The organism is Corynebacterium sp. 21KM1197 (assembly GCF_033783015.1).
In the GTDB taxonomy this organism is placed as follows: Bacteria; Actinomycetota; Actinomycetes; order Mycobacteriales; family Mycobacteriaceae; genus Corynebacterium.
Genome location: NZ_CP123907.1, coordinates 1,753,347 through 1,777,921, shown reverse-complemented (window position 1 = coordinate 1,777,921; position 24,575 = coordinate 1,753,347). Strand labels below are relative to the sequence as shown.

The 24,575-nt window shown below is 64.8% G+C and carries 23 protein-coding genes and 2 tRNA genes; 15 read left to right on the top strand and 10 right to left on the bottom strand.

All coding sequences use genetic code 11. From position 1 onward, the window contains the following. Positions 1–2,580, bottom strand: coding sequence for an aminopeptidase N (gene pepN, locus OLW90_RS08605; RefSeq protein WP_319649683.1), 2,580 nt, complete (start codon positions 2,578–2,580; stop codon positions 1–3). 258 nt (positions 2,581–2,838) lie between these two features. Between pepN and OLW90_RS08600 the strand changes: the two genes are divergently transcribed. Genes OLW90_RS08600 through OLW90_RS08590 form a run of 3 tightly spaced genes read left to right on the top strand, consistent with a single transcriptional unit; the run spans position 2,839 to position 4,122 of the window. After that, a complete protein-coding gene (locus tag OLW90_RS08600; protein WP_319649682.1) occupies positions 2,839–3,453 on the top strand; it encodes a DsbA family protein in 615 nt (204 codons plus the stop codon). 6 nt (positions 3,454–3,459) lie between these two features. Continuing rightward, entirely contained in the window at positions 3,460–3,582 is a 123-nt protein-coding gene (locus tag OLW90_RS08595; RefSeq protein ID WP_319649681.1) for a hypothetical protein, read from the top strand. Between the two features lie 45 nt (positions 3,583–3,627). Continuing rightward, positions 3,628–4,122: a hypothetical protein gene (locus tag OLW90_RS08590; protein ID WP_319649680.1), complete on the top strand. Its 495-nt coding sequence runs from the start codon at positions 3,628–3,630 to the stop codon at positions 4,120–4,122. Positions 4,123–4,285: 163 nt separating this feature from the next. Here OLW90_RS08590 and OLW90_RS08585 read toward each other — a convergent pair whose 3' ends face one another. The 3 genes from OLW90_RS08585 to OLW90_RS08575 all read right to left on the bottom strand — a co-directional run bounded on the left by OLW90_RS08585 (position 4,286) and on the right by OLW90_RS08575 (position 6,267). Then, on the bottom strand, positions 4,286–4,846 hold the full coding sequence (locus OLW90_RS08585) for an excalibur calcium-binding domain-containing protein (RefSeq protein WP_319649679.1): 561 nt from the start codon (positions 4,844–4,846) through the stop codon (positions 4,286–4,288). A gap of 228 nt (positions 4,847–5,074) precedes the next feature. Then, a complete protein-coding gene (locus OLW90_RS08580) occupies positions 5,075–5,353 on the bottom strand; it encodes a hypothetical protein (protein WP_319649678.1) in 279 nt (92 codons plus the stop codon). Positions 5,354–5,709: 356 nt separating this feature from the next. Beyond that, entirely contained in the window at positions 5,710–6,267 is a 558-nt protein-coding gene (locus OLW90_RS08575; RefSeq protein WP_319649676.1) for a CAP domain-containing protein, read from the bottom strand. Positions 6,268–6,393: 126 nt separating this feature from the next. On the opposite strand from OLW90_RS08575, the gene OLW90_RS08570 reads away from it, so the two are divergent. The 6 genes from OLW90_RS08570 (at position 6,394) to OLW90_RS08545 (ending at position 10,055) form a co-directional block, all read left to right on the top strand. Then, a complete protein-coding gene (locus OLW90_RS08570; RefSeq protein ID WP_319649675.1) occupies positions 6,394–6,858 on the top strand; it encodes a ribose-5-phosphate isomerase in 465 nt (154 codons plus the stop codon). A 130-nt stretch (positions 6,859–6,988) separates the two neighbouring features. Further along, positions 6,989–7,063: transfer RNA gene (locus OLW90_RS08565), tRNA-Gly, on the top strand. 90 nt (positions 7,064–7,153) lie between these two features. Beyond that, positions 7,154–7,227 (top strand) — tRNA-Pro (locus OLW90_RS08560). A 37-nt stretch (positions 7,228–7,264) separates the two neighbouring features. Beyond that, complete coding sequence (tig, locus tag OLW90_RS08555) at positions 7,265–8,611, top strand: trigger factor (protein ID WP_319649674.1); 1,347 nt, start codon at positions 7,265–7,267, stop codon at positions 8,609–8,611. A gap of 196 nt (positions 8,612–8,807) precedes the next feature. Further along, positions 8,808–9,407, top strand: a complete 600-nt coding sequence (locus OLW90_RS08550; RefSeq protein WP_319649673.1) for an ATP-dependent Clp protease proteolytic subunit — start codon at positions 8,808–8,810, stop codon at positions 9,405–9,407. Positions 9,408–9,428: 21 nt separating this feature from the next. Then, positions 9,429–10,055 carry an ATP-dependent Clp protease proteolytic subunit gene (locus OLW90_RS08545; protein WP_319649672.1) on the top strand — a complete coding sequence of 209 codons (627 nt, stop codon included), beginning with the start codon at positions 9,429–9,431 and terminating at the stop codon, positions 10,053–10,055. A 46-nt stretch (positions 10,056–10,101) separates the two neighbouring features. On the opposite strand, the gene pdxT is transcribed toward OLW90_RS08545, so the two are convergent. Further along, positions 10,102–10,635 (bottom strand): pyridoxal 5'-phosphate synthase glutaminase subunit PdxT, encoded by a 534-nt coding sequence (gene pdxT / locus OLW90_RS08540; protein WP_319649671.1) that lies wholly within the window; start codon positions 10,633–10,635, stop codon positions 10,102–10,104. Between the two features lie 2 nt (positions 10,636–10,637). Continuing rightward, positions 10,638–11,528, bottom strand: coding sequence for a pyridoxal 5'-phosphate synthase lyase subunit PdxS (pdxS, locus tag OLW90_RS08535; RefSeq protein WP_319649670.1), 891 nt, complete (start codon positions 11,526–11,528; stop codon positions 10,638–10,640). Between the two features lie 328 nt (positions 11,529–11,856). Between pdxS and OLW90_RS08530 the strand changes: the two genes are divergently transcribed. Continuing rightward, positions 11,857–13,020 (top strand): acetyl-CoA C-acyltransferase, encoded by a 1,164-nt coding sequence (locus OLW90_RS08530; RefSeq protein WP_319649669.1) that lies wholly within the window; start codon positions 11,857–11,859, stop codon positions 13,018–13,020. 4 nt (positions 13,021–13,024) lie between these two features. After that, complete coding sequence (locus OLW90_RS08525) at positions 13,025–15,214, top strand: 3-hydroxyacyl-CoA dehydrogenase/enoyl-CoA hydratase family protein (RefSeq protein ID WP_319649668.1); 2,190 nt, start codon at positions 13,025–13,027, stop codon at positions 15,212–15,214. Positions 15,215–15,297: 83 nt separating this feature from the next. Here OLW90_RS08525 and OLW90_RS08520 read toward each other — a convergent pair whose 3' ends face one another. From OLW90_RS08520 to OLW90_RS08510, 3 genes are all read right to left on the bottom strand, one after another. Next, positions 15,298–16,803 carry an AMP-binding protein gene (locus OLW90_RS08520; protein ID WP_319649667.1) on the bottom strand — a complete coding sequence of 502 codons (1,506 nt, stop codon included), beginning with the start codon at positions 16,801–16,803 and terminating at the stop codon, positions 15,298–15,300. Positions 16,804–16,921: 118 nt separating this feature from the next. Beyond that, the gene (gene hchA / locus OLW90_RS08515) at positions 16,922–17,776 is read right to left on the bottom strand and encodes a glyoxalase III HchA (protein WP_319649666.1); all 855 of its coding nucleotides are present in this window, start codon (positions 17,774–17,776) and stop codon (positions 16,922–16,924) included. 122 nt (positions 17,777–17,898) lie between these two features. Then, the gene (locus OLW90_RS08510; RefSeq protein WP_319649665.1) at positions 17,899–19,074 is read right to left on the bottom strand and encodes an acyl-CoA dehydrogenase family protein; all 1,176 of its coding nucleotides are present in this window, start codon (positions 19,072–19,074) and stop codon (positions 17,899–17,901) included. Between the two features lie 123 nt (positions 19,075–19,197). On the opposite strand from OLW90_RS08510, the gene OLW90_RS08505 reads away from it, so the two are divergent. Genes OLW90_RS08505 through clpX form a run of 3 tightly spaced genes read left to right on the top strand, consistent with a single transcriptional unit; the run spans position 19,198 to position 22,452 of the window. After that, positions 19,198–19,770 (top strand): TetR/AcrR family transcriptional regulator, encoded by a 573-nt coding sequence (locus OLW90_RS08505; RefSeq protein ID WP_319649664.1) that lies wholly within the window; start codon positions 19,198–19,200, stop codon positions 19,768–19,770. Then, the gene (locus OLW90_RS08500; protein WP_319649663.1) at positions 19,767–21,140 is read left to right on the top strand and encodes a PLP-dependent aminotransferase family protein; all 1,374 of its coding nucleotides are present in this window, start codon (positions 19,767–19,769) and stop codon (positions 21,138–21,140) included. Before OLW90_RS08505 ends, OLW90_RS08500 begins: the two co-directional genes overlap by 4 nt. A 37-nt stretch (positions 21,141–21,177) precedes the next feature. Beyond that, positions 21,178–22,452 (top strand): ATP-dependent Clp protease ATP-binding subunit ClpX, encoded by a 1,275-nt coding sequence (clpX, locus tag OLW90_RS08495; protein WP_319649661.1) that lies wholly within the window; start codon positions 21,178–21,180, stop codon positions 22,450–22,452. An 88-nt stretch (positions 22,453–22,540) separates the two neighbouring features. Here clpX and OLW90_RS08490 read toward each other — a convergent pair whose 3' ends face one another. Beyond that, positions 22,541–23,272 (bottom strand): TetR/AcrR family transcriptional regulator, encoded by a 732-nt coding sequence (locus tag OLW90_RS08490; protein WP_319649660.1) that lies wholly within the window; start codon positions 23,270–23,272, stop codon positions 22,541–22,543. Between the two features lie 317 nt (positions 23,273–23,589). Here OLW90_RS08490 and OLW90_RS08485 point away from each other — a divergent pair, with 317 nt between their 5' ends. Further along, positions 23,590–24,570, top strand: a complete 981-nt coding sequence (locus OLW90_RS08485; protein WP_319651862.1) for a malate dehydrogenase — start codon at positions 23,590–23,592, stop codon at positions 24,568–24,570. Positions 24,571–24,575: the final 5 nt, after the last annotated feature.

The window sequence follows — 24,575 nt, the reverse complement described above, 5'->3', positions numbered from 1 at the left end:
TTAGCCCAGCGCGGCCTCCGCGTCCACCTTGCGCAGCCGCAGCATGCGGGCCACCCGATCCCGGTTCTCCAGGATCAGACGGCGCAGACCCGCCGAGGCCATGGATTCCAGCAGCGCATCCGCGCGCTGCAAGGCCTCCGGGGTGACGTCCCAGAACGGGTACAACCCGATGAGGGTGCGCTGCGCCATCTCAGAACTCAGTCGCTCCCACACCTGCGGGGCCACCTCAAAGTACTCCTTGTTGAACTGGGCGAGCAGCGGGGCGGAATCCGCCCAGGTCAAACCCGCCATCTTGGAACGAGAATCTAGGTTGGACATCTCCCCGGCTACCAACTCGGCAAATACCTCGCGCTTTATGCCTGCCTCCGGCACGGCGGCGTGCGCGCGCAGGGCTGCCTGCGCGCCGGAGGAGGTGCGATCCACCGCGCTGAGTTCCGCGATCGCCGTGCGGGCCGCCTCGGAGGTCTCGAAGCCCCCGTGCGCGATCACGGCGGTGAGCGCCAGCCAGCGCAGGTCGGTTTCCGTCTCTGGGTCCGCGTAGCGTCGGCGCAGATACTGTGCGGCTTCCTCGGTGAGCGGGGCGGAGGTGAGCTGGTGGTTAAAGATCAGCGCGGCGGCCCGGTTTTCCTGCCGTGCGCCCTCCATGAACAGGGAGGAAAGCAGTTCCCGGCCCTCGGTATCCGCCCAGGTGGGATCGGCGTAGAGCGTGACGGCCGCCGTGGCCTGGGCAAGGATCTTTTCGAGCACTGCGAGTTCCGTTTCCTGCACCGCGCCCCGGGCCACCAGGGCCGCGTAATCGCGGGGGCGCATGTTCCCATCGCGCATGGCCTCCCAGGCGGCCGACCAGCACAGCGTGCGCGCCATCGGATCGCTGATCCGCTCGATGTTCTTCATGAGGAACTCCGTGGAGCCCTCATCGAGTCCCATGAGGCAGTAGGTGAGGTCATCGTCATTGACCAGCACCAGATCGGCGGCGGGCAGACCCACCAGCTCGGGAACTTCGGTGCGCTCTCCCGTGAGGTCGATCTCCACGCGGTGCGTGCGCACCACGGAGGTGTCGATAAGCGAATACAAGCCCACGGCCACGCGGTGCGTGCGCGGACGCTCCTCCTGCACCACCTCGAAGGAGGAATAGGTGCCGTTGGATACCTCAAAGCGCGGGCGCAAGCGGGAGATGCCGGTGGTCTTGAGCCACTGCGCGGCCCAGCTGCTGAGGTCCCGGCCGGAGGCCTCCTCCAGGGCGCCGAGCAAATCATCAAAGGTGGCGTTGCCCCAGGCGTGGGCGGCAAAGTGACGCCGCACCCCGGCAAAGAAGTTCTCCCGTCCCACGTAGGCCTGGAGTTGCTTGAGCACGGAAGCGCCCTTGGCATAGGTGATGCCATCGAAGTTCTGATCCACCGTCTCAATATCGGAGGCGTCCGTAGAAATCGGGTGCGTGGTGGGCAACTGATCCTGGCTATATGCCCAGGCCTTTTCCACGGCGGCAAAGGTTACCCATGCGGTGTCATATTCCGTTTCCTCCGCCTGGGAAATGGCCGAGGCCCAGGTGGCAAAGGACTCGTTGAGCCATAGATCGTCCCACCAGCGCATGGTGACCAGATCGCCAAACCACATGTGCGCCAGCTCGTGCAAAATCGTATCGGCGCGGCGCTCGTAGCGATAATGCGTGGCCTGGGAGGTAAACACGTATTCATCGCGAATGGTCACGCAACCGGCGTTTTCCATTGCCCCGGCGTTAAACTCCGGCACAAAAATCTGATCGTACTTGCCAAAGGGATAGGCAAAGCCAAAGTTCCGGTGGTAAAAGTCAAAGCCCTGCTTGGTCTCCTTAAACAGGCGCTGCGCGTCCAGGTGCGGGGCGAGTGACTTACGGCAGTACAGGCCCAGCGGCACCGTGACCTCCTGCGGCTGGCCCTCCGGGGTCTCCGGGTGATGGGTGAGCGTGCCCGTCCACGTGCTGCGCACCTCCGTGTAGGGGCCGGCGCACACCGCCACCAGATACGTGGAAAGCGGGTAATCCACGGCGGAGGTGTGGGTGAGGGTACCCTCGTCGCGCCGGACGGTGTGCTGCTCGGAGTTACCGATCACGCGCCAATCGTCAGGAGTGTGAATAGTAAAGGAATAGGTGGCCTTGAGATCGGGCTGATCGAAGCAGGCGAACATGCGCTTGGCGTCCGCCGTCTCAAATTGGGTGTACAGGTAGGTGCGGCCATCGGCGGGGTCCACAAAGCGGTGCAGGCCCTCCCCGGTGCGGGAATACGCGCAGGTGGCCACCACGCGCAGGCTGTGCTCGCCGGGCTCTAGGCCGGTGAGCGCGATGCCGTTTTCCTCGTGATAGCTCCCATCGGGGTGGGCGCTGGGGCGAATATCGTTGCCGTTGAGACGCACGCCCTCCACCCGGGAGGCACGCAGGTCTAAGAACGTATCGCCGGCCTGCTTTACCGCAAATTTGATGGTGGTAATGGAGCTAAATTCCCCGGAATCGGGGTCGGTGAGGTCCAGAGTGACGTCATAGTGGTGAACGTCCAGCAGGGCGGCGCGGGCTTGGGCTTCCTGCTGGGTGAGGTTAATGGAGGTCATGGTGGTACCTTGCCTTAATCTAACGTGCGGTTGGGTGGGTGGGACGGAACGCGAACTCGGGGTGGGCGGTTGCTGCGGATACTGCTGAGGGATCGGGGACATGGGGCTTGGGATGTGCTCAGGGTCATGGGTGGAACCCAAGAATGGGCTGCTCCCTACCAGTTTCTTCCTACCACCGTAGTACGCACCACCGGCGCGCGCGGGCAGGGGTGGCTATCGTGGAGAGAGTCACAAGACACAGCGATACAAGGAGTAATAATGGCTACCCCCGTGACCTTTTGGTTTGATGCCTCCTGCCCGTTCTGCTGGCAGACCTCCCGGTGGATCAAAGAGGTAGAAAAAGTCCGCGACATCGAGGTGGATTGGGTGCCCATGTCCCTCTCCGTGCTCAACGAGGGGCGCGACCTCGATCCCGATTACATGGAAAAGATGAAGGCCAACTGGGGCCCCGCGCGCGTATTCGCGGCGGTCAAGGCCCAGGAGCCGGAGAAAATCGACGCCCTCTACACTGCGATGGGCACCATCATTCACCCCGGCCGCCAGGGCGGCAAGAAGGACTACGGCGCGTACAACGAGGTGATCGCCCAGGCGCTGGCCGAGGTGGGCCTTGACTCGGCCTACGCCGAGGTGGCGAACACCACCGAATGGGACGCGCGCCTGCGCGAGTACCACCAGGGCGCGATGGACGCCGTGGGCGACGAGGTGGGCACCCCCGTGGTGAAACTGGGGGAGACGGCCTTCTTTGGCCCCGTGATCACCCGGGTTCCGCAGGGTGATCAGGCCGGAGAGCTTTTCGACGCCGCCGTCACGCTCGCGGGCTATCCGCATTTCTTCGAACTAAAGCGCACACGGACGGAGGGGCCGAGGTTCTAAGGGGGATTGAGCGTAACGAACAATGAATTGACGGTGCTGATCAGCGGGCACACCGGGGCCACGGGATCATTTTTGGTGGATCGCCTTGCGGAGGATGATGCGATGAAGCGCATTATCGCCGTGGGATGACGCCGCGTAGAGGCCCTCGATTCCTCCCCCAAGGTTCAGCAGATCGTGGTGGCGGACATGGAGGACCTCAGCGGGATTGATCTTGCTCAGGTGGAGGAGGTCGATATTGCTTTTGACCTCGTGGCCACCCCGCTGCAAGACGCCTTCAAGGGAGAAGAGGCGTACCGCAAGGTTGATGTGGAAATTGCCACCGAGTTTGCGCGTTTTGCGCATGCCAGGGGAGCGCGGTTTCTTGGTGCTATCGCGGTAGCGGGAGCCGATTCTGATCGGGACTTTGGCAAGGATTATTCGCGCCCGGCCAAACGAGATTTTATCCGTAACGTGCGCGGAATGGGATTTGATCGCATTGCCATGCTTTATCCTGCCTGGGTGTCCAGGGAACAGGGGTTCCGCCTCAGCGAATTTCTTTTTACCTGGGGTGGATTTAAAGGGGTGAAGGCCTCCGATATGGCAAAGGTCTTGGCCTGGGCGATTCATAACCAGGGGCCGGGAGAGCAGGCCTATGGAGAGAAGGATATTAAGCGCATAGCCGCGCAGTAATCTGCATGAGGTTGTGGGATCGCAGCTGATTGAGTGGGGCAGTGGAAAATGCTGCCCCACTCTATATCGCCTCGCTAGCGGGGCGATATAGATGCCTTGATCAGTACTCTTTTTGATAGCGGTGCACGCTAATCTGAAAAGCCTGGAACGGCCTTAGAGTACTTTAGTCATATTCGGGGTTGTACCCAGGATATTCGTTGGGGTCGTAGTCGATATTGGGATCGTTTTTCAGACGTTCCAGGTCTTCCATCCCGAATGCCTTGGGCACCTGAGTGGGGCTGGGCCAGACTCCCGGCTCTGACCAATTTTCTGGTTCGCAGGCGATCCCGTCACCGTCGCGATCCAGCGCGGGGCGATAGCCCGGTTGTCCCTCATGGAGGGGGAGCGCGAGTGCCGCTTCTGCTTGTCCGCAGTTGGAGTAATACGTTTCTCCGAGAGCCACGGACTGGGCATCCATAGGGTTGGGATCGTACAGGCTGTGGCCCCCATCGGGATTATCGTCTTGCGTTTCCTGAGGCTGAGAGGCCTCGGAAGAGGAAGCGTCCTCCGGCGTCTCGCTAGCGCTTGCGCTGCCGGGGGTGGTGGTTGGCTCTGCGGTTGTAGAAGCTATCGCCGAGGTGGTGCCGACAGATGCGGTTTGCGCCTCACTGCTGCCACAGGCGGTGACCAACAGGGCGCTGCCGCAGATGGCAGTGAGGGCGTGAAGCTTGGGTGCGGTAGGCACGGTTTCTCCCTTCTGTTTGGAACTCTGTACCTATCATATAGGAATGTGGGCGATGGCCGTTACACTCCTCTGCGACTCCGGCATCTGTCACTGCTGTGGACGTCCTGCCTTGCTCCTCGCTGCATCGCGGCAAGACCATGAGAAAATACGAGGTGAGGCCACCTTCCTCATGCCGGGGCAGAGGAAAGCGGCCTCACTCTTGAGTGCTCAATCCTTAAAGGTTAAGAATTAGCAGTCGGCCTCGCCGGAGGCGTCGTCGCCACCGGCGGCCTGGCCGCCGCCGAACAGGCCACCCAGGCCACCCAGGGTGTCCACGATGCCCTTGGCGGTGTCCACGCCCTTCTTGGCGTTGTCCAGGCGCTTGCCGGTCAGCTCGGCCTTCTCCATGTCGGAGGGCTTCTTGGCATCCTTCTGTGCGGCGGCTGCCTCGGGGGAGAGGGTCTGGCCGGGGATGAAGGAGGGGCGCTCATCGGCCATCGCGGGGGCGATGGTGGCGGAAGCGGCCACACCAGGGTGGCTGCGCTGACGGCGAACTTACGAGACAGCTTCATCTCTCACGTTCCCTTTCGTGTGTTTCTGACATGTCGTGTGGCGCGAAACAAATCCTGGATACGGTTTTGTACTCTCGCGCCACGGTGGACCAGCATAACGGGAAAGGGGTACTGGCGCTAAGGGAAAATGGTTACAGTATGGCAACTTTTCCATTTCGCTTTGGTCAATTTTTGATGTTCCCCCTGGTGCTCGGTGTGAATGGCATGGGAAGAAAGGTAGGGTCGTACCATGCAGGAGCATTTAAGGTATAGGTAATTCGGTGCGAAAGTTTGCTTACCCCCTGGCCCGCGACGTCGCTAAACAAAAACCTTTTAGATAAAGCGCTGTACGGAGTAGGTGCCGTTTTCATCGTGAGAGACTCCAGCTCCCATGCGCGTGGCCTCGGGGTCGAGCAGGTTGGCCCGGTGCCCCTCGGAGTCCAACCAGTCCTGCATCACATTCTGCGCGCTGATTGTGGCTCCGTGGAAGTGAATATTCTCGGAAAAATCTCCCTCGGCGTGCTCAAAGATCCCGGTGGTGCTCATGGTCTTGGCCCATTGTGCGGCTTCGTCATTGAGCGTCGCGTCCAGGCTTAAGGGTGGGAGGCCGTGTTCCTCGCGTACCTCGTTGGTGAGGGTATTGATCTCTTCGGCGGTGATTTCTTCGGCAGTGGCGGCCCCGGCGGGGTCGGAGTTGGGATCGGAGGTGGAAACCGTCTCCTCCTGCACTTCCTCGGCGGGTCCGGTTTCCTCGTGCAGGATGGTGGCGTCGGCGGCGTCGGCCCCCGGGGCGTCACTGAGCGCGCCGAGCGCGGCGGGGGTTGCTGCGAGGGCGGCGGTACCGGCCACCTTGGTGGCGGTGTTGGCGCTGCTTTGAGGAGAGACGGTCATGGAGGTACCTTTCGTGACGAACTATTAGAGGCGTTCAAGTATCTTGCTTGACGCGGTCCGAGTGTAACGATCGTCGTGCAGCTCCGCAGGAGCGCTTGCCCGGAGTCTTTCTATAGAATTGTCACCATGCGCGTATATCTAGGGGCGGACCACGCCGGTTTTGAGCTGAAGAACACCATTGCGGAGCATCTCAAGGGTGCCGGGCGCGAGGTCATTGACTGTGGTGCCCATGAATACGATGCCGAGGACGATTATCCGGCCTTTTGTATCGAGGCGGCGCAGCGGACGGTGAATGACCCCGGTTCCCTGGGAATCGTGCTGGGCGGTTCCGGCAACGGCGAGCAGATCGCCGCGAACAAGGTTAAGGGTGCGCGGTGCGCCCTGGCGTGGTCGGAGGAGACGGCCCGCCTGGCTCGCGAGCACAATAATGCACAGCTCATCGGCATCGGCGGGCGCATGCACTCCCCGGAGGAGGCGTTGAAGATCGTGGACGCCTTCCTGGATCAGGAGTGGTCGCAGGCGGAGCGCCACCAGCGCCGCATTGACATTCTGGCCGATTATGAGCGCACGGGTATTGCCCCCACGGCCTAGCGGCGGCGGCCCCTCCCTGCCGCCCGGGAGGCTAGGGATCGTCCCAGGACATTCGGGACAGCCGAGGAGCGGGTGGGGGCAGGGCGTTTGGTATCGCACACCTGGTGCGATACACTGCCAATCACGCCAGGGGAACGTCGTATAGTGGCTAATACCTCAGCCTTCCAAGCTGAAGACGCGGGTTCGATTCCCGTCGTTCCCTCCAGGTCTGGGCCCTGTCGCACTCGCGGCGGGGCCTTTAACCTACCCCGGTGTGAGGGGAGTTTTTGCGGAGCCGGTAAAGTGGCGGCCTGTACGGGGCGTGGCGCAGCTTGGTAGCGCACCTGCTTTGGGAGCAGGGGGTCGCAGGTTCAAATCCTGTCGCCCCGACGTACACATCTATTCACCGAATCCAGGAGAGTGACTCGTGAAGAGTTCCGTCGAGAAGCTGAGCGACACCCGTGTCAAGCTCACTGTGAACGTTCCCTTCGATGAGCTGAAGGGCGAGCTCGACCAGGCTTATGCCGCCATTGCGCAGCAGGTTTCCATCCCCGGTTTCCGCAAGGGGAAGGCTCCGCGCCAGCTTATCGACGCCCGCTTTGGCCGCGGCCCGATCCTGGAGCAGGTGGTCAATGACATGCTGCCCTCCCGTTACGAGGCCGCGCTGGGGGAGAACGAGCTGAACCCGTTGGGCCAGCCGGACGTGGACGTCACGGAGATCAAGGACAAGGAGTACGTGGAGTTCACCGCCGAGGTGGACGTGCGCCCCGAGTTTGAGGTGCCGGACTTCTCCGCCATCGAGGTCACCGTTCCCGCCCTCAAGGTGGACGATGAGGCCGTGGACGAGGCCATCGACCAGCTGCGCGGTCGCTTCGCAGAACTGAAGGACACCAGGCGCAAGCTTAAGACCGGCGATTACGCGATCATTGATCTCAAGGCCACCATCGACGGCGAGGTCGTGGACGAGGCCACCACCGAGGGCCTGTCCTACGAGATCGGCCAGGGTGACCTCATTGACGGCCTGGATACCGCTCTGCGCGGCATGAAGACCGGCGAGGATAACGAGTTCACCGCCAAGATTCGCAGCGGCGAGCACAAGGACGAGGAAGCCACCATCGCGGTGCACGTCCAGCAGACCAAGGAGCGCAAGCTGCCGGATCTGGACGAGGAGTTCGTGCAGATGGCCTCCGAGTTCGACACCGTGGAGGAGCTGCGCGAGTCCACCAAGAGCCAGGTGGAGGAGTCCAAGAAGGCGGAGCAGGCCACCGCTATCCGCGATGCCGTGCTGGAGAAGGCCCTGGCCGACGCGGACTTCCCGCTGCCGGAGGGCGTGGTGAACGAGCAGGTGCACAACCAGCTCCACCAGTTGCTGGGTCAGCTCGCGCACGATGAGGCCGCCTTGAACTCCGCCCTGGAGCAGCAGGGCACCACCCGCGAGGAGTTTGATAAGGAGCAGCGCACCAGCGCCGAGGAGGCCGTGCGCACGCAGCTCTTCCTGGATGCCCTGGCTGAGCAGGAGGCCCCGGAGGTTTCCCAGCAGGAGCTGACGGATCACATCATGTTTACCGCTCAGGCTTATGGCATGGATCCCAACCAGTTCGTGCAGCAGCTCTCCCAGTCCGGGCAGATCGCTAACCTGTTCTCCGATGTGCGTCGCGGTAAGGCCCTGGCCTCCGCTATCTGCCGCACCACGGTGAAGGACGATGAGGGCAATGCCGTGGATCCCACGGATTACTTCGGTGAGGAAGAGGATGAGGCAGAGGACAAGGAGTAATCCTTTTCCCGCGCCTGCATAGGCCCGCATGAGATAAGGTCCGGCCCCGGTGGCCGGGCCTTTTTCGTGCGCGCAGGGCAACCCCCAACGCTGTGAGCGAACAAGGCCGATTTTTCTCCCGTCTCGCCCCACGGCGCGGGTAGCCTGTGGGAAGTATCAAGCAACCGAGAAGAGATACAAGGAGATGGATAAGACCATGAACGCTTCTACCACGATGGCCGCGGAGGCTCAGGGGCTGAACCTGAGCGATTCTGTGTACGAGCGGCTGCTGCGTGAGCGCATTATCTTCCTGGGGAGCCAGGTGGACGATGAGATCGCCAATAAGTTGTGCGCCCAGATTCTGCTGCTTTCCGCGGAGGATCCCACCAGGGATATTTCCCTGTACATTAATTCCCCCGGTGGTTCCGTCACCGCGGGCATGGCCATTTATGACACGATGAAGTACTCCCCCTGCGATGTGGCTACCTATGGCATGGGGCTGGCGGCGTCGATGGGGCAGTTCCTGCTCACCGCCGGCACCCCGGGCAAGCGCTTTGCGCTGCCGCACGCGCGGATCATGATGCACCAGCCCTCGGCGGGTGTGGGTGGCACCGCCGCCGACATCGCCATTCAGGCCGAGCAGTTCGCCGCTACCAAGAAGGAGATGGCGCAGCTGATCGCGGAGCACTCCGGGCAGAGCTTCGAGCAGATCACCAAGGATTCCGATCGTGATCGCTGGTTTACCGCGCAGCAGGCAAAGGAATACGGCCTGGTGGATCACGTGATTACCACCGCCCAGGGTTCCGTGAGCAACTAAGAGGAAAAGAGGAGAATATCCATGAATAACGCTTTCCAGATGCCCTCGGCTCGTTACGTGCTGCCCTCCTTTATCGAGCAGTCGGCCTACGGGACCAAGGAAACTAATCCTTATGCCAAGCTCTTTGAGGAGCGCATTATCTTCCTGGGTACCCAGGTGGACGATACCTCCGCGAATGACATCATGGCGCAACTCCTGGTGCTAGAGGGGTTGGACCCGGACCGGGACATCACCATGTACATCAATTCCCCTGGCGGTTCCTTCACCGCACTCATGGCGATCTATGACACCATGCAGTACGTGCGCCCGGACGTGCAGACGGTCTGCCTGGGTCAGGCAGCCTCCGCCGCCGCCGTGCTGCTCGCGGCCGGGGCCAAGGGCAAGCGCGCCGTGCTTCCTAACTCCCGCGTGCTGATCCACCAGCCCGCCACCCAAGGCACCCAGGGTCAGGTTTCTGACCTGGAGATTCAGGCGGCGGAGATCGAGCGTATGCGCACGCTGATGGAAAAGACGCTGGCCGCCCACACCGGCCGCAGCGCAGAGCAGATCCGCATTGACACCGACCGCGATAAGATCCTCACGGCGGAGGAGGCCGTGGAGTACGGCATTGCGGACCAGGTGTTCCAATACCGCAAGCTCAACGACTAGCGGAACTACAGGGGTGCTTATCGACCGGGATGTCGATAAGCACCCTTTAGCGCACCGCGGCGAGCAGGCGGCGGTGCAGGGTGGTATCCCCGGTGAGTTCCGGGTGAAAGGAACACCCCAGCCGGTTTCCCTGGCGCGCGCCCACGATCGCGCCCTCGTAGTAGGCGCACGCGGTGGCGGCGGGTCCCACGGCGGTGATCTTGGGGCCGCGGATAAAGGCGACGTCGAGCGCGGTGCCCTCCCAGTCCACCCGGGTGTGAACGGAGGAAACCTGGGGGCCAAAGGCGTTGCGCTCCACCTTCACGTCCAGCAGCCCCCAGCGGCTGAGCAGAATCAGTCCGGCGCAGGTACCCAGCACGGGCGCGCCCTGCTTGATGGCCTGGATGAGCGGCTCGCGCACCCGGAAGATACCGGCCAGGCGGTCGATGGGGCCGGACTCGCCGCCGGGGAGTACAAAGGCGTCCACGCCGGTGACGTCCTCGGGTCGGCGCACCAGGCGTACCTGCGCGCCCAGGTCCGTGAGCATCTCGGCGTGTTCGGCCACGCCGCCCTGAAGGGCTAGAACGCCCACGCACACCATGATTACCAGCCTCGTTCCGCCAGGCGGTGCGGCGCGGGCAGGTCGCCGACGTTGATCCCCACCATGGCCTCGCCCAGCCCGCGCGAGACCTCCGCGATCACGGCGGGGTCATCGTAGGCGGCGGTGGCGCGCACGATGGCAGCGGCGCGGGCGGCGGGATCGCCGGACTTGAAGATGCCGGAGCCCACAAAGACGCCGTCGGCCCCCAGCTGCATCATCATCGCGGCGTCGGCGGGGGTGGCTACCCCGCCGGCGGTGAACATCACCACGGGCAGTTTGCCGGTGCGGGCCACCTCGGCCACTAGGTCATAGGGTGCGGCCAGTTCCTTGGCGGCGGCGTAGAGTTCCTCCTCGCGCAGGTGCCGCAGGGCGGCGATCTCCTCGGTGATGGTGCGAATGTGCCGGGTGGCCTCGGAGACGTCGCCGGTACCGGCCTCACCCTTGGAGCGGATCATGGCCGCGCCCTCGGTGATTCGGCGCAGCGCCTCGCCCAGGTTGGTGGCTCCGCAGACAAAGGGAACGGTGAAGGGTTGCTTGTTGATGTGATGGGTGTAATCGGCGGGGGAGAGCACTTCGGACTCGTCGATGAAGTCCACCTTGAGGGATTCCAGCACCTGGGCCTCCACGAAGTGCCCGATGCGGGCCTTGGCCATCACGGGAATGCTCACGGCCTCGATGATTCCCTCGATGAGGTCGGGGTCGGACATGCGGGCCACGCCGCCCTGGGCGCGAATGTCGGCGGGCACGCGCTCTAGGGCCATAACGGCCACGGCGCCCGCCTCCTCGGCGATTTTTGCCTGCCCGGGAGTGACCACGTCCATGATGACGCCGCCTTTGAGCATATCGGCCAAGCCGCGCTTGACCAGGGGAGAACCAGTGGTGGATTGAGTCATGGGGGCCATTATGGGCGTGGTGCTGGTACACCGCCAGTGCCAATTATGAACTGTTTTTTTATACCACGCCGCTCCTCTGCTGCATCGGTTGCCGCGCAGGTTGCTGCACCGGCCATCGCATCGGCTGCTGCTCCAGCCGCCGCGCCGTCGCCGCACCCGGCATCACCTGTGCCCTGGCGGGGTATTGCAGCATGGGGTGACCGCCATTACAGTGGGGGAGGTTGCTGCGAATCACCATTCGCCTACGCGGCTGTCCGGTGGCTTCTTATCAGAAGCACTGCCCGGAAGCGTGAACGCGAGTGGTACCCGAAAAATAAGGAGCAAGAACATGACGGAATCCGTGTACATCGTCGAATCCGCCCGATCGCCCATCGGTACCTTCCTGGGCTCCCTGTCCTCCTACACCCCCATCGACCTCGGCGCTCACGTGGCCAAGGCCGTGATCGAGCGCTCCGGCGCCCCCGCCGATGCCTTCGACGCCTCCGTTTTTGCCAACGTGGTGACCTCCCGCCCGCGCGACGTCTACACCCCCCGCGCGGTGGCCCTGGAGGCGGGACTGCCGCAGTCCAGCCACGCCTACGCTGTCAATCGCCTCTGCGGTTCCGGCGTGCAGGCCATCGTCAGCGCCGCGCAGCAGATGATCACCGGCGATAGCAGCCTCGCGCTCGTCGGCGGCACCGAGGTGATGAGCGCCGCCCCGTACTCCATTCCGGGCATGCGCAAGGGAATCAAGATGGGCGATGGCACCCTGGATGACTGGCTCACTGGCGCGCTCACCGACCCGATGGGCAACGGAATCATGGGCATCACGGCGGAGAACATCGCGGAGAAGTTTGGTATCAGCCGCGAGCGCCAGGACGAGTACGCCCTGGAATCCCAGCGCCGCGCCCGCGCCGCGATCGACGAGGGCCGCTTTAAGGATCAGATCGTGCCCGTCCCGGTGCGCGGTGGCGAGTTCACCACCGATGAGCACCCCCGCGAAACCTCCCTGGAGGGCCTGGCCAAGTTACGCCCCACCTTCCGCAAGGAGGGCACCGTCACCGCCGGTAACGCCTCGGGCATTAACGACGCCGCCGCCGTCACCGTCATGGCCAGCCAGGCGGCCGTGGACGAGCACGGCCTGAACCCCCAGGCCCGCGTGGTCAGCTGGGGCATCGCCGGTTGCGATCCCAAGTACATGGGCCTGGGCCCGGTGGCCGCCGTGCCCAAGGCCCTGAAGAAGGCCGGTCTGAAGCTGGAGGACATCGACCTCATCGAGTCCAATGAGGCCTTCGCCGCGCAGTGCCTGGCGGTGTCCGATCAGCTGGGCTTTGACCCGGCCAAGACCAACGTCGATGGCGGCGCCATCGCCCTGGGGCACCCGATCGGTGCCACCGGCGTGATCCTCACCACCAAGCTCATCGCCCGCCTGCGCGCCACCGGCGGTCGCTACGGCCTGGTCACGCTGTGCATCGGCGGCGGCCAGGGTATCGCTCTGATTCTGGAGGTTTAAGCACATGTCTGACGCACACACCATTCGCACCGCCGCCGTATTCGGCGCGGGTTCGATGGGCGCGGGTATCGCCGCCCACCTGGCTAACGCCGGGGTCAAGGTTCACCTGCTGGATATTCCCGCCGAGGGAGAGGACCGGGACGCCCGCGCCAAGAAGGGCATCGAACTTCAGCTCAAGCGCCACGGCTTCATGCGCCCGGAATACGCGGAGAACGTGATTCCCGGCAACGTGGAGGATCACCTGGATCGACTGGGCGAGGCGGAGTGGATCGTGGAGGCCGTCTTTGAGGACCTCAAGGTCAAGCAGGACACCTTCCGCCGCATCGACGCCCACCGCGCCCCCGGTACCCCGGTTAGTTCTAATACCTCCACCATTCCGCTCGCGGAACTCCTCGGCGGCCTGGACGAGTCCTTCCGCAAGGACTTTGCCATCACGCACTTCTTCAACCCGCCGCGCGTCATGCGCCTGGTGGAGTTGGTGGCGGGGCCGGATACCCGCCCGGAGGTCATCGAGGCACTCACGCACGTGCTGGAGCGCCAGATGGGCAAGGTGATCGTGGACTGCCGCGATACCCCCGGCTTCATCGCCAACCGCATTGGTAACTTCTGGATGGCTGCCGGTGCCCACATCGCCTTCGAGCAGGGGATCGCTCCGGAGCAGGCGGATACCGCCTTTGGCCGCGCCTTTGGTATTCCGCGCACCGGAATCTTTGGCCTCTTTGATTACGTGGGCCTGCAACTGGTGCCCGCCATCTGGGGTTCGCTGCTTTCCGCGCTGCCGGAGAAGGATGCTTATCATCGCTTTGACATCACGCAGCGCCCCGAGTTCACCACGCTGCTGGACAAGGGCTTCACCGGGCGCACCGCGCAGTCCGGCTTCTACCGGGGCCGCGACGAGGTCTTTGACTTTGAGACGGGCGATTACCGCCCGCGCGAGAAGTACACGGTGCCCAGCGACGCCCGCGAACTCCTCACGGCGGATACCCCCGAGGGGCGCTACGCCAAGGACGTGCTGCTGACCACGCTGACCTACTGCTGCGAGACCGCACCGGAGATCTGCGACGCGGTAGACGCCATCGACGCCGCTATGGCCCTGGGCTACGGCTGGAAGAAGGGCCCCTTTGCCCTGGCGGATTCCCTGGGCGTGGAGTGGCTGGCCTCCCTGTACGAGGGCGAGGCCCCGGCCCTGCTGACCGCCGCGGTCAAGGCCGGCGGCTTCTACGCGGAGGGCAAGGTGCTGGGCAGCGACGGCACCCCGCAGGCTCCCCGCGAGCGCGAGGGCGTGGTCAAGGTAGCCGATCTGGTGGAGGGCGCGGAGATCATCGCGCAGAATGACGCCGCCACCGTGTACAAGCGCGCCGATGGCATCGCCCTGTACACCTTCACCACCCCGATGAACGCCTGTAGCGTTCCGGCCCTGGACATCATGCGCGAGGTGGCCGAGCGCATCGATATTCGCGCCCTGGTGATCGCCTCGGATAACCCGACGTCCTTCTGCGCGGGTGCTGATCTGCCCACCATCGCCAGCCTGGCGGCCACGGGCAAGGCCGAGGCCGCCTACGAGGTAGTGCGGGCCGGTGCGGTATCCCTCCAGGCGCTGCGCGACGCCGCCTTCCCCGTGGTGGGCGCGGTGCGCGGTGTGGCCCTGGGCGGCGGCCTGGAACTGCTGCTGCACACGGACGCCTCCGTGATTCACGCGGAAACCCGCGTGGGCTTCCCGGAGCGCTCGGTGGGACTCTTCCCCGGCTGGGGCGGCACCGTGCGCGCGCTGGAACGCCTGGTGGAGATGGGGGTGGAGAACCCGCATGAAAAGGCCTTCTCCATGCTGCTGAATACCAAGCCCATTCCGGCGGTTAATCTCCCGCTGCTGCGGGAGGGCGATCGCGTGGTGCTCTCCCCGGATCACGTGATCGCGGACGCCGTGGCCCTGGCCGAGGAACTGGCCGAGGGGTACCAGGCTCCGGTCTCCGGGAAACTGCCGCTGTACTCCGGCGAGCTGGCCTACACAGAGGGCACCGAGACGGATCAGGCCATCGGTGCGGCGCTGGCCCGCGAGTACGCCGGTGAGGGCGAGATTGATGCCCACGAGCTGGGCCTACGGGAGAGCCGGGAGGCCTCCGCGGTGCTGGTGCAGCCGAAGAACGCCGAGCGCGCCATGCACATGGCCAAGACGCGCAAGCCGCTGAATAACTAGCCCCGGCTGCCCTAGCTACGGCCTAGCCGAGAGAAAGAGAGGGGGTTTCCGGGTTACCGGAAACCCCCTCTCTTTCATGCGTCCTATGCGGCGAGGGGAACCTCGCGCAGTTCGCGGCGTAGGATCTTCCCCGTGGCGGACTTGGGCACGGACTTCACCACGTCCACGTGCCGGATCTTCTTGTACGGGGTGACGCGCTCGGCCACCCACGCCATGATCTCCTCCGGGTCAAGGAGGCACCCGGGGGCGGGAACCACAAAGGCGCGTGGGATCTCCAGGCCCTCGCGGTACGCGCCCACCACGGCGGCATCGTCAATATCGCTGCGGGTGAGCAGCAGGGCCTCCAATTCCGAGGGAGCCACCTGGTACCCCTTGTATTTGATGACCTCCTTGGCCCTGTCCACCACGTAGAGTTCCCCGGATTCTCCCTTTTCCACGATGTCGCCGGTGCGCAGCCACCCCTCGGGGAGGATCGTGGCGGCGGTGGCCTCCGGGTTGTTGAGGTATCCCTGCATGACCTGGGGGCCGCGAATGAGCAGCTCTCCCCGGGTGGGGTGATCCTCCAGGGTCTCGGGATTGACGAGCCTGCATTCCGTGAGGGGAAGGGGATAGCCGATGGAGCCGCGATCGGCGGTATCAAAGTCCCCCAGGGTGACGATGGGGCTAGCCTCCGTCATGCCGTAGCCCTGAATCACGCGGGCGTCCAGCCGCTCTTCCACCGCGAGGGCGAGCTGGGAATCCAGGGAGGCGGCAGCCGAGATGAGCACGCGCAGGGAGGACATGTCTACCTCCGCCACGGACGGGTGCTTGGCCAGGGCCACCGCGATGGGCGGGGCGATGAAGGTGAAGGTAATGCAGTGTTCCTCGTGGCTGCGCAGGAAGAGCGGGAGATCAAAGCGCGCCATGGTGAAGATGTGCGCGCGCTGCACGAGGGGAATAGCGAGCAGAATGGTCAGACCGTAGATGTGGCTAAACGGCAGGGGCGCGAGGACGCGGGCATCGCTGTTGAGCCCCAGAGCCTCGATGGCCTCGCGCACCTGGAAGATATTGGACACCAGGTTGCGGTGGCTGAGTTTCACGCCCTTGGGTGCGCCGGTGGTGCCGGAGGAGAAAGGAATGCAGGCCAGGGTGCGGTCGGGGTCCAGGGAAATATCGGGGGCGGGGAGGGCGTCGCGGTAAATGCCGGGAAGCGCGGAGGCAGGGAGAAACAGGGCCTCCGTGGGGGCGGCGCTGTGATCGAGGGCGCTGAGCAGGAGTACCGCGCCGGAGTTGGCCACGATGTTCATGGTGTCCTTCTCATTGAGGAGCATGCCCATCGGGGTGGCGGTGGCCCCGGCCCGCAGCACACCGTAAAAGGCCACTGCGAAGTCGATGGAACTGGGCAGTTGTACGGCCACCACGTCGCCCGGCCCGATTCCCCGCGCGGCGAGGTATCCGGCGAAGGCGTCGATCCTGGTGCGCAGCTCGCCGTAGGTGATGTGCTGGCCGGAGTCCACCTCGGTGATGGCGGGGCGTTGGGCGTCGGAGGGGGAGAGATCGGCAAAGATGCGGTCGTAGAGGGAGCGCGAGGGCGGGGTGGGGAGAGACATGGAACCTCCTTAGATTCCTCAAAGAAATGACTCAAGGGATAAGTGTGTCGCAAGTCTCTATGAAAGTCAAAAAGAAATCCCCATCACCGGGGGTGGGTGATGGGGCAGGGGGGAGGGGCTAGGAGCCGAACTTTTCCAACAGGGCCAAGGCGGAATCCTTGCCCAACTGGTGCGCGGCCAGGGGGCTATCGCCGGTGAGCAGGTTGCGATCGCGCAGGGTGGCGCCGGTGATGTCCTCGTTGGCGATCTCTATTCCCGCCTCGCGCAGTTTCTCCCCGAGCCTCCAGGGCATCTCGCCGGGCAGGTAGCCGATCTCCAGGTTCGCCCCGAAGTCCAGGCTGTCCGGGAACACCGTGATCCGGTACCCCGCCAGCGGGTTGAGCTCCCGACCCACGCCGGAGGCCAGGAGCGCGGCGGGGCCGTGGCAGAGCGTGATGATGAGGCGATCCTCGCGGAGGAAGTAATCCAGGGCCGCGCGAAGATCGGTGCTAAAGGGCAGGCCGTTCATGGCGGCGTGCCCGCCGGGAATGAAGATCGCGGCGTAATCGTCCAGGCCGGAGGCCAGGAGATCGGAGAGGCGGTGTGGTGCCTTGAACGATTCCCTGGTGGCCTCCCACGCGGAGGCCACGGCCTCGTCCTGCCGGGGATAGGCCCACCACTCGAACTTGCCGGGGCCGCCGCTGAGGGTGGCCACATCCACCCGATAACCGGCCTCCAGCATGTGGTGGAGGGGGAGCAGGGTTTCCACGGGGTGATTGCCGGTGGAGAAGAACGTGCCGTTGCGCATGAGCATGTAGCGCTCGTCGGCCGCGATCACCAGCACCTTCCACCGGCCGCCGGTGTACTTTTCCTCGGTGGCCAGGCCGTCGAAGTTGGTGGTGGGTGCGGTGTACTGGCTCAGGGAATACGGGGAGGGGTAAAAGGCGTGATCCTCGCTGGGATCCGGGGTGGGGGTGCGGTCGGGCGTGCTCATCGAGGTCCTTTCTGCGGGGCCGCTTATGCGGCACCGAGTGTACGCCCATGCTTTTCGACGCCCCGGCGACCAGCCGCGTGGGCGGGGTCGCCGGGGCGTCGAGGCGGCGCGAGGGGCGTCGATTAGCGGTAGGCGCTGACCCCCGTGATGGTCTTGCCCACGATGAGGGACTGCATGGTGTCCGTGCCCTCGTAGGTGTGCAGGGCCTCAATGTCCATCATGTGCCGGATCACGTCGTTTTCCAGCAGGATTCCCACGCCGCCGAGCATATCGCGCGCATTGGCAGCGATGGCGCGGGCCTTGCGGGTGTTGTGTACCTTGGCCAGGGCGGCCTGCTTGTCGGAGAGCGTGCCCGCCTCCTCCATCTCCAGCAGGCGGCGGCAGTACAGGCCCATCGAGACCACGTCTTGCAGCATGTCCGAGAGGCGCTGCTGGATGATCTGGAAGCTCACCAGGGGCTTACCAAACTGCACGCGCTCCTTGGCGTAGGAGAGAGCCTTTTCATAGCAGGCGATGCCCAGGCCCAGGGCGGCCCAGGCCACGGCGATGCGGGTGCCGGCCAGGATCTCCGCGGTATCGCGGAAGGTGTGGGCGTGGGGCAGGCGGTTTTCCAGCGGAATACGCACGTTATCTAGCTGGATCTCGGCCTGGAAGATGGCACGCAGGGAGGCCTTGCCGGTGATGGTGGTGGCGTTGTAGCCGGGGGTGTCCTGAGGGACGATGAAGCCGCCCACCTGGCCGTCCTCCATGCGGGCCCACACGATCGTGATGTGGCCCACGCTGCCCTGGCCGATCCACTTCTTCGCGCCGTTGATGACCCACTCGTCACCGTCGCGCACGGCGGTGGTCTCCAGGCCGATGGAGTCGGAACCGTGATCGGGCTCGGTTAGGGCGAAGGCGCCGAGCACCTCGCAGCGGGCCATGGGCGCCAGATACTTTTCCTTCTGCTCCTCGGAGCCGCAGGCGGCGATCGAGCGCATGGCCAGGCCGGACTGCACCACCACGGCGGTGCCGATGGAACCGTCCAGGCGTCCCAGCTCCATGGTGACGAGGCGGTTGGCGCGAATGCTCATCGGCTCGAAGCCGGGAATGTCGATGCCGTCGCGCACCAGGCCGCGATCGGCGGCGAGCTTGACCAGGGGAATCCGGTACTCGGCCTTTTCCCAGGCGTCATTGACCTGGTCGCGCACCTCGTCCGCGTAGGCGCGGGTGGCGTTCCAGTAGTCCAGGTCTGCGCCGTCTACGTCGGCAAAGATCTGATAGAAGTCTGCGGTGCTGTCGCTCAGGGGGGTGGACATGAGGGTGACCTACCTTTCAACTAGGGCTATCCGCGAACGAATTGCCGTTCGTTAAACCAGTGTGATGTGTAACGCAGTCTGCGTCAAGTGAGGGGGTGGTTGCGGGCAAGTAATGTTATTCACATGGCAAATCAGCAACGGAGATCGCAGATCGCCGCCGCGGCACTGGCGCTCTTTAGCCAGCGCGGGTACAACGCCACGGGAATGGAGGACATCGCAGGTCACGTAGGCATAGCCACCTCCAGTCTGTACAACCACGTGGGTTCCAAGCGGGAATTGCTCACCGAGGTTATTCTTTCCACCCTGCGCGGTTTGCTGGAGGATCACCGCCAGGGCCTGCGGGGAATTGTTACCCCCAGCGCCCAACTGCACACCGCCATGCGCCTGCACGTGCGCTATCACGCTCTCCACGCCCAGGCCACCAGGGTGGTCAATAACGAGATCGCGCACCTGGATGCCCCCTCCCGGGCCCAGGCCACTGAGCTGCGCCGCGAATACGTGCGCTGCTGGCAAAGGATCATCGCCGCCGGGGTGGAGACCGGGGAGTTTGCCGTGGGGGACGTGAAGGTGAGCGTCTACGCGCTCATCGACATGGGCCTGGGGGTATGCCTGTGGTTCGACCCGCAGGCCAGGTACAGCGCCGAGGAACTAGGCACCATGTACGCGGACATGGCGCTGCGCGGCATCACCCGATGATCCCGCTGGAACCCCTGGATCGGGGCGCAGGCAACCTCCCGCACCAGATCACCCGCCACCTGCGCGGGCTTATCGACGCCGGCCGGCTCACCCCCGGCGATCCCGTGCCTTCCACCCGGGCGTTGGCCACCGACCTCGGAGTTTCCCGGGGCACCGTGGTGGCGGCCTACGAGCAACTAATGGGGGAGGGGTACCTCGCCACCGGGCGCGGGGGCACGAGGGTAAACCCCGACTTGCCCCCCACGCACGTGCGAAGGCGGGCCCCGGCGGCGTCGATAGCCAAAGAGGCGCGGCGGCGCGCCGACCTGCGCCCGGGAATCCCTAATACGGAGGCGCTCACCGGCACCGCCTGGCGCGCGGCCTGGCGGCAGGCCGCCGCCAATCCCAGCCGGGGATACCCGGTGCCGGGTGCGCCCCGGCTGCGCGAACTCATCGCGGAGCACCTGCGCATAACTCGCTCCGTGCCCGCCGCACCCGAGGACATCCTGGTGACCTCGGGGGCCCGCGATGGGCTGCGCACGCTGCTCAGCGCGGTGGGGGCGGCCAGCGTGGTGGCGGTGGAGGACCCCGGCTACCCCTCCCTGCGCGCGGTGCTGCGCGACCACGGGCATCGGGTGGTGCCGGTGCCCGTGGACGGGGAGGGCATGGAGATCGCCGCCCTGGCGCGGGTGCAGCCGCAGGTGGTGCTGATTACCCCCTCTCACCAGTACCCCCTGGGGGCCGCGATGAGCGCGCCGCGCCGCCACCAGCTCCTCGATTACGCCGCCGAGCGCGGGGTGATCGTGGTGGAGGATGATTACGATTCCGAGCTGCGCTACGTGGGCCAGCCGCACCCCGCCCTGGCCGCCGTGGACACCGCCGGGCGGGTGGCCACCCTGGGCTCCTTTTCTAAGACCGTCACCCCGGGCCTCGGCCTGGGCTTTGTGCTCATGCCGCAGGTCCTGCGCGCGGACATGCGCGCGCGTGCCACCCCGGCGTCCGGCATGGTGCAAGACGCCATGACGTACTTCATGGAGGCCGAGGGGCTGCGCCACCACCTCGCGCGCATGAGACGGGAGTATAAGCGCCGCCGCGATCTCTTTGTGGAGGTCTTTGCCCGGGAGCGCGCCGAGCCGATGGACGGCGGGCTGCACGCCGTGGTTTACCTCGATGACGCGCGGGCGGAGGAGAGCGTGGTGGCCGAGTGCGCGCGCCGGGGCCTGACGGTGCAGGCGCTCTCCGAGTATTGGAGCAGCTCACAGCGCAGCGGGATCGTGCTGGGAATCGGGGCTTATGGTTACTCTCGCACACGCGAACTGCTGGGAGAGGTGCGCGAGGTGATACGCCGCGAGGGGTGGATTGACCCACGCGCTAAAGTGGAGGGAAGGTGAACCCCGGCCCCAACCAGAAATGAGATCGAACCAGCTCATGGCACGTATGCAAGAAAGTGCGGACCTGCTCAAATGCTCCTTCTGCGGGAAGTCCCAAAAGCAGGTGAAAAAACTCATCGCCGGTGGCGGGGTGTACATCTGCGACGAGTGCATTGAACTGTGTAACGAGATCATCGAGGAGGAGATGGGCGCGGCCAAGGCCGCCAGCCAGGAGCAAACGGGCAGGCTGCCCAAGCCCTCGGAGATTCGCTCCTTCCTGGACGAGTACGTGATCGGCCAGGAGGACGCCAAGCGCGTGCTGGCCGTGGCCGTGTACAACCATTACAAGCGCATCCGGGAGGCGGAATCGGCCTCCTTCCGCAAGCATGGGGAGGACGTGGAGATCGCCAAGTCCAATATCCTCCTGCTTGGCCCCACCGGCTCCGGCAAGACCTACCTGGCGCAGACCCTGGCTAGGCTTCTCGACGTCCCCTTTGCCATCGCGGACGCCACCAGCCTCACCGAGGCCGGGTACGTGGGCGAGGACGTGGAGAATATCCTGCTCAAACTCCTCCACGCCGCCGACTTTGACGTGCAGCGCGCCCAGCGCGGCATCATCTACGTGGACGAGGTGGATAAGATCTCGCGGAAGTCGGAGAACCCCTCCATCACTCGCGACGTCTCCGGTGAGGGCGTACAGCAGGCCCTGCTGAAGATCCTGGAGGGCACCACCGCCTCCATCCCGCCCCAAGGGGGACGCAAGCACCCCAATCAAGACCTCATCCAGTTGGATACCTCCAATATCCTGTTCATCGTGGCCGGGGCCTTCGCCGGGCTGGATCGGGTGATCCAGGAGCGCGTGGGCAAGCGCGGCCTGGGCTTTGGCTCCCGGGTGGAGAGCCTGCACGACCGCGAGAAGCAGGACCTCTTTGCGGAGGTGCAGCCGGAGGACCTGGTGCGCTTTGGTCTGATCCCGGAGTTCATCGGCCGCCTGCCGGTGGTGGCCACGGTGGGGGACCTCGATCAGGATTCGCTGGTGCGGGTGCTTACGGAACCCAAGAACGCGCTGGTGCGCCAGTATCAGCGGCTCTTTGACATCGACGGCGTGGACCTGCGTTTTGAGGCCGAGGCCCTGGAGGCCATCGCGGATAAGGCGATCGAGCGCGGCACCGGGGCGCGCGGCCTGCGGGCGATCATGGAGGATCTGTTGGTGCCCGTGATGTATGAGATCCCCGACCGCGAGGGAGAGGGCGAACTGACGATCACCGCGGAGATGGTGCGCGGGGAGCAGGACATGCTGGTGGCGGATTGCGCGGAGGAGCGCTCCGCGTAGACGGGCCGGGCGGTCTAAGGGGCTGAGAGGTCCGAGAGGCCGGGCAGGGGAATGGGCGGCGGAAGGCCGCCCTCGCCGGTTTTTGGGGTTATTCGTAAATAGCCTGCGCGGATTCCGGCTCCTCGTCCACGGACTGCGTGGTAGTTAGGTACGAGTTGTGCCCGGAGTGGGGGATATTCGAGGTGAGGAAGGCCAGGACGGTGTCGATGGTCATGCGGCGTATGCCCTCGGTGTTGGCCTCATCGGTGAGGTCTATCCCGAACATATTGACGGCCAGGTCGCGCTGCTGGGAGCGATAGCAGGACAGCGCGGAGACCATATAGAACACGTCATAGGCGGAGATGCCGGGGCGGAATACGCCGGCGTCCTGACCGAGCATGAGCAGTTTGTCCAGGTGCAGAATCACCTCGGCCTGGCTGAACAGGGGGGCGATCTCCGTGAGGTGCAGGATGTGCTGGAGGGATTCCATGTGCAGCATGTGCGCCGCCACGGGGTGCCGCGTGATCTGCACGTACATGGCGTCCACCACGGTGCGGATCCCGTCCACGGGAATGGCGGAATCAATGACCAGGCGATGAGCGGGGGGCTGGAGGAGTTCGATGGCCCGGGAGAGGACGGCCTGGTACAGGCCCTTCTTATTACCAAAGTGGTAATGAATCATCCGCTTGGATACCCCCGCTTCCTTGGCGATGGCATCTAGTTTGGCGTCGGAGAAAGGCTTGACGCAGAAGCGTTCCATCGCAACGTCAATGACCTTGCCCATGGACTGGGCCTCGGGAGATTGGGGGTCGAGTGCCAGGTCGAGGTCGTCGCGCGCCATTCGGTTCCCTCCGTGGTGTTTTTGGTGTGCTCACGTGGCTTCGGTGCGGCCCGGTGTAGCCCGGTGCGGTGAGGCGCGGGCCGCTCGCGAAAATATCATTACTTAGAGTACGACGCCGCTCGGAGAGGGGGTGATCGCGGCGCGGCAAAGACACATGAACGTCCAGGTGAAGCGGGGTATTTTCGACACTTTTGGGGGTATTATCTGAACACCTCATGGGGGTATCCTGGAGGTGTTGTTTCTTTTGTTTTCGCCGCCGCAGGGCTGAAAACCAGGCCGAAAGGACTCTCATCATGGCACATGCCGCCACGCAGGACGTGAACTCAACCGTGAAGAAGATCGCCGTCACCGGCGCAGCGGGGAACATCGCCTATTCGCTGCTGTGGCGCATCGCCAGCGGCGAGGTCTACGGCCCGCACACCCCGGTGGCCCTGCATCTGCTGGAGATCCCGGAGGCCCGGCAGGCGGCCGAGGGCGTGGCGATGGAACTGCTCGATTCCGCCTTCCCGCTGCTGCGCGGTATCACGGTGACCGACGATCCCGCCACGGCCTTTGACGGCACCTCGGCAGCCTTTTTGGTGGGGGCCAAGCCGCGCGGGAAGGGGCAGGAGCGGGCCGATCTGTTGGCCGCCAACGGCACGATCTTTGGGCCCCAGGGCGCGGCGCTCAACGAGCACGCCGCCGAGGACGTGCGCGTGGTGGTGGTGGGTAACCCCGCTAACACCAACGCCTTGATCGCGCAGCGGTTCGCCCCGGACGTGCCCGCGGAGCGATTCAGCGCGCTCATGCGCCTGGACCATAACCGCGCCCTGGCGCAACTCGCGCAGCGGCTGGCGGTGCCCAGTACCGATCTAGAAAAGATGGTGGTGTGGGGCAATCACTCCGCTACCCAGTTCCCCGATCTCTCCTACGCCACCGCCGCCGGGGAGCCGGTGGCCCCCTCGATCGAGCAGCGGTGGTACCACGAGGAGTTCATGCCCACGGTGGCCAAGCGCGGCGCGGAGATCATCGCGGTGCGCGGGCGTTCCTCGGCGGCGTCGGCAGCCTCGGCGGCCGTGGATCACATGCGCGATTGGATTCAGGGTTCTCAGGGCTGGGCCACGGCGGCGATTCCCTCGGACGGCTCCTATGGGGTGCCGGAGGGGTTGATCTTTGGCTTCCCCACCATCGCCCGTGAGGGGCACTGGGAGGTCGTGCAGGGCCTGGAAATCAGCGATTTTCAGCGCGAGCGCATCGCCGCCAATGTGGCGGAATTGGAGGAGGAGCGTCGCGCGGTGGCGCACCTGCTGGCGGGTTAGCCGGG

What these genes read in the sequence shown, in the direction of transcription:
- pepN (WP_319649683.1), bottom strand. Translation starts at nt 2,580, where the DNA reads ATGACCTCCATTAACCTCACCCAGCAGGAAGCCCAAGCCCGCGCCGCC.
- OLW90_RS08600 (WP_319649682.1), top strand. Translation starts at nt 2,839, where the DNA reads ATGGCTACCCCCGTGACCTTTTGGTTTGATGCCTCCTGCCCGTTCTGC.
- OLW90_RS08575 (WP_319649676.1), bottom strand. Translation starts at nt 6,267, where the DNA reads ATGACCGTCTCTCCTCAAAGCAGCGCCAACACCGCCACCAAGGTGGCC.
- OLW90_RS08570 (WP_319649675.1), top strand. Translation starts at nt 6,394, where the DNA reads ATGCGCGTATATCTAGGGGCGGACCACGCCGGTTTTGAGCTGAAGAAC.
- OLW90_RS08550 (WP_319649673.1), top strand. Translation starts at nt 8,808, where the DNA reads ATGAACGCTTCTACCACGATGGCCGCGGAGGCTCAGGGGCTGAACCTG.
- OLW90_RS08545 (WP_319649672.1), top strand. Translation starts at nt 9,429, where the DNA reads ATGAATAACGCTTTCCAGATGCCCTCGGCTCGTTACGTGCTGCCCTCC.
- pdxT (WP_319649671.1), bottom strand. Translation starts at nt 10,635, where the DNA reads ATGGTGTGCGTGGGCGTTCTAGCCCTTCAGGGCGGCGTGGCCGAACAC.
- pdxS (WP_319649670.1), bottom strand. Translation starts at nt 11,528, where the DNA reads ATGACTCAATCCACCACTGGTTCTCCCCTGGTCAAGCGCGGCTTGGCC.
- OLW90_RS08530 (WP_319649669.1), top strand. Translation starts at nt 11,857, where the DNA reads ATGACGGAATCCGTGTACATCGTCGAATCCGCCCGATCGCCCATCGGT.
- OLW90_RS08525 (WP_319649668.1), top strand. Translation starts at nt 13,025, where the DNA reads ATGTCTGACGCACACACCATTCGCACCGCCGCCGTATTCGGCGCGGGT.
- OLW90_RS08520 (WP_319649667.1), bottom strand. Translation starts at nt 16,803, where the DNA reads ATGTCTCTCCCCACCCCGCCCTCGCGCTCCCTCTACGACCGCATCTTT.
- hchA (WP_319649666.1), bottom strand. Translation starts at nt 17,776, where the DNA reads ATGAGCACGCCCGACCGCACCCCCACCCCGGATCCCAGCGAGGATCAC.
- OLW90_RS08510 (WP_319649665.1), bottom strand. Translation starts at nt 19,074, where the DNA reads ATGTCCACCCCCCTGAGCGACAGCACCGCAGACTTCTATCAGATCTTT.
- OLW90_RS08505 (WP_319649664.1), top strand. Translation starts at nt 19,198, where the DNA reads ATGGCAAATCAGCAACGGAGATCGCAGATCGCCGCCGCGGCACTGGCG.
- OLW90_RS08500 (WP_319649663.1), top strand. Translation starts at nt 19,767, where the DNA reads ATGATCCCGCTGGAACCCCTGGATCGGGGCGCAGGCAACCTCCCGCAC.
- clpX (WP_319649661.1), top strand. Translation starts at nt 21,178, where the DNA reads ATGGCACGTATGCAAGAAAGTGCGGACCTGCTCAAATGCTCCTTCTGC.
- OLW90_RS08490 (WP_319649660.1), bottom strand. Translation starts at nt 23,272, where the DNA reads ATGGCGCGCGACGACCTCGACCTGGCACTCGACCCCCAATCTCCCGAG.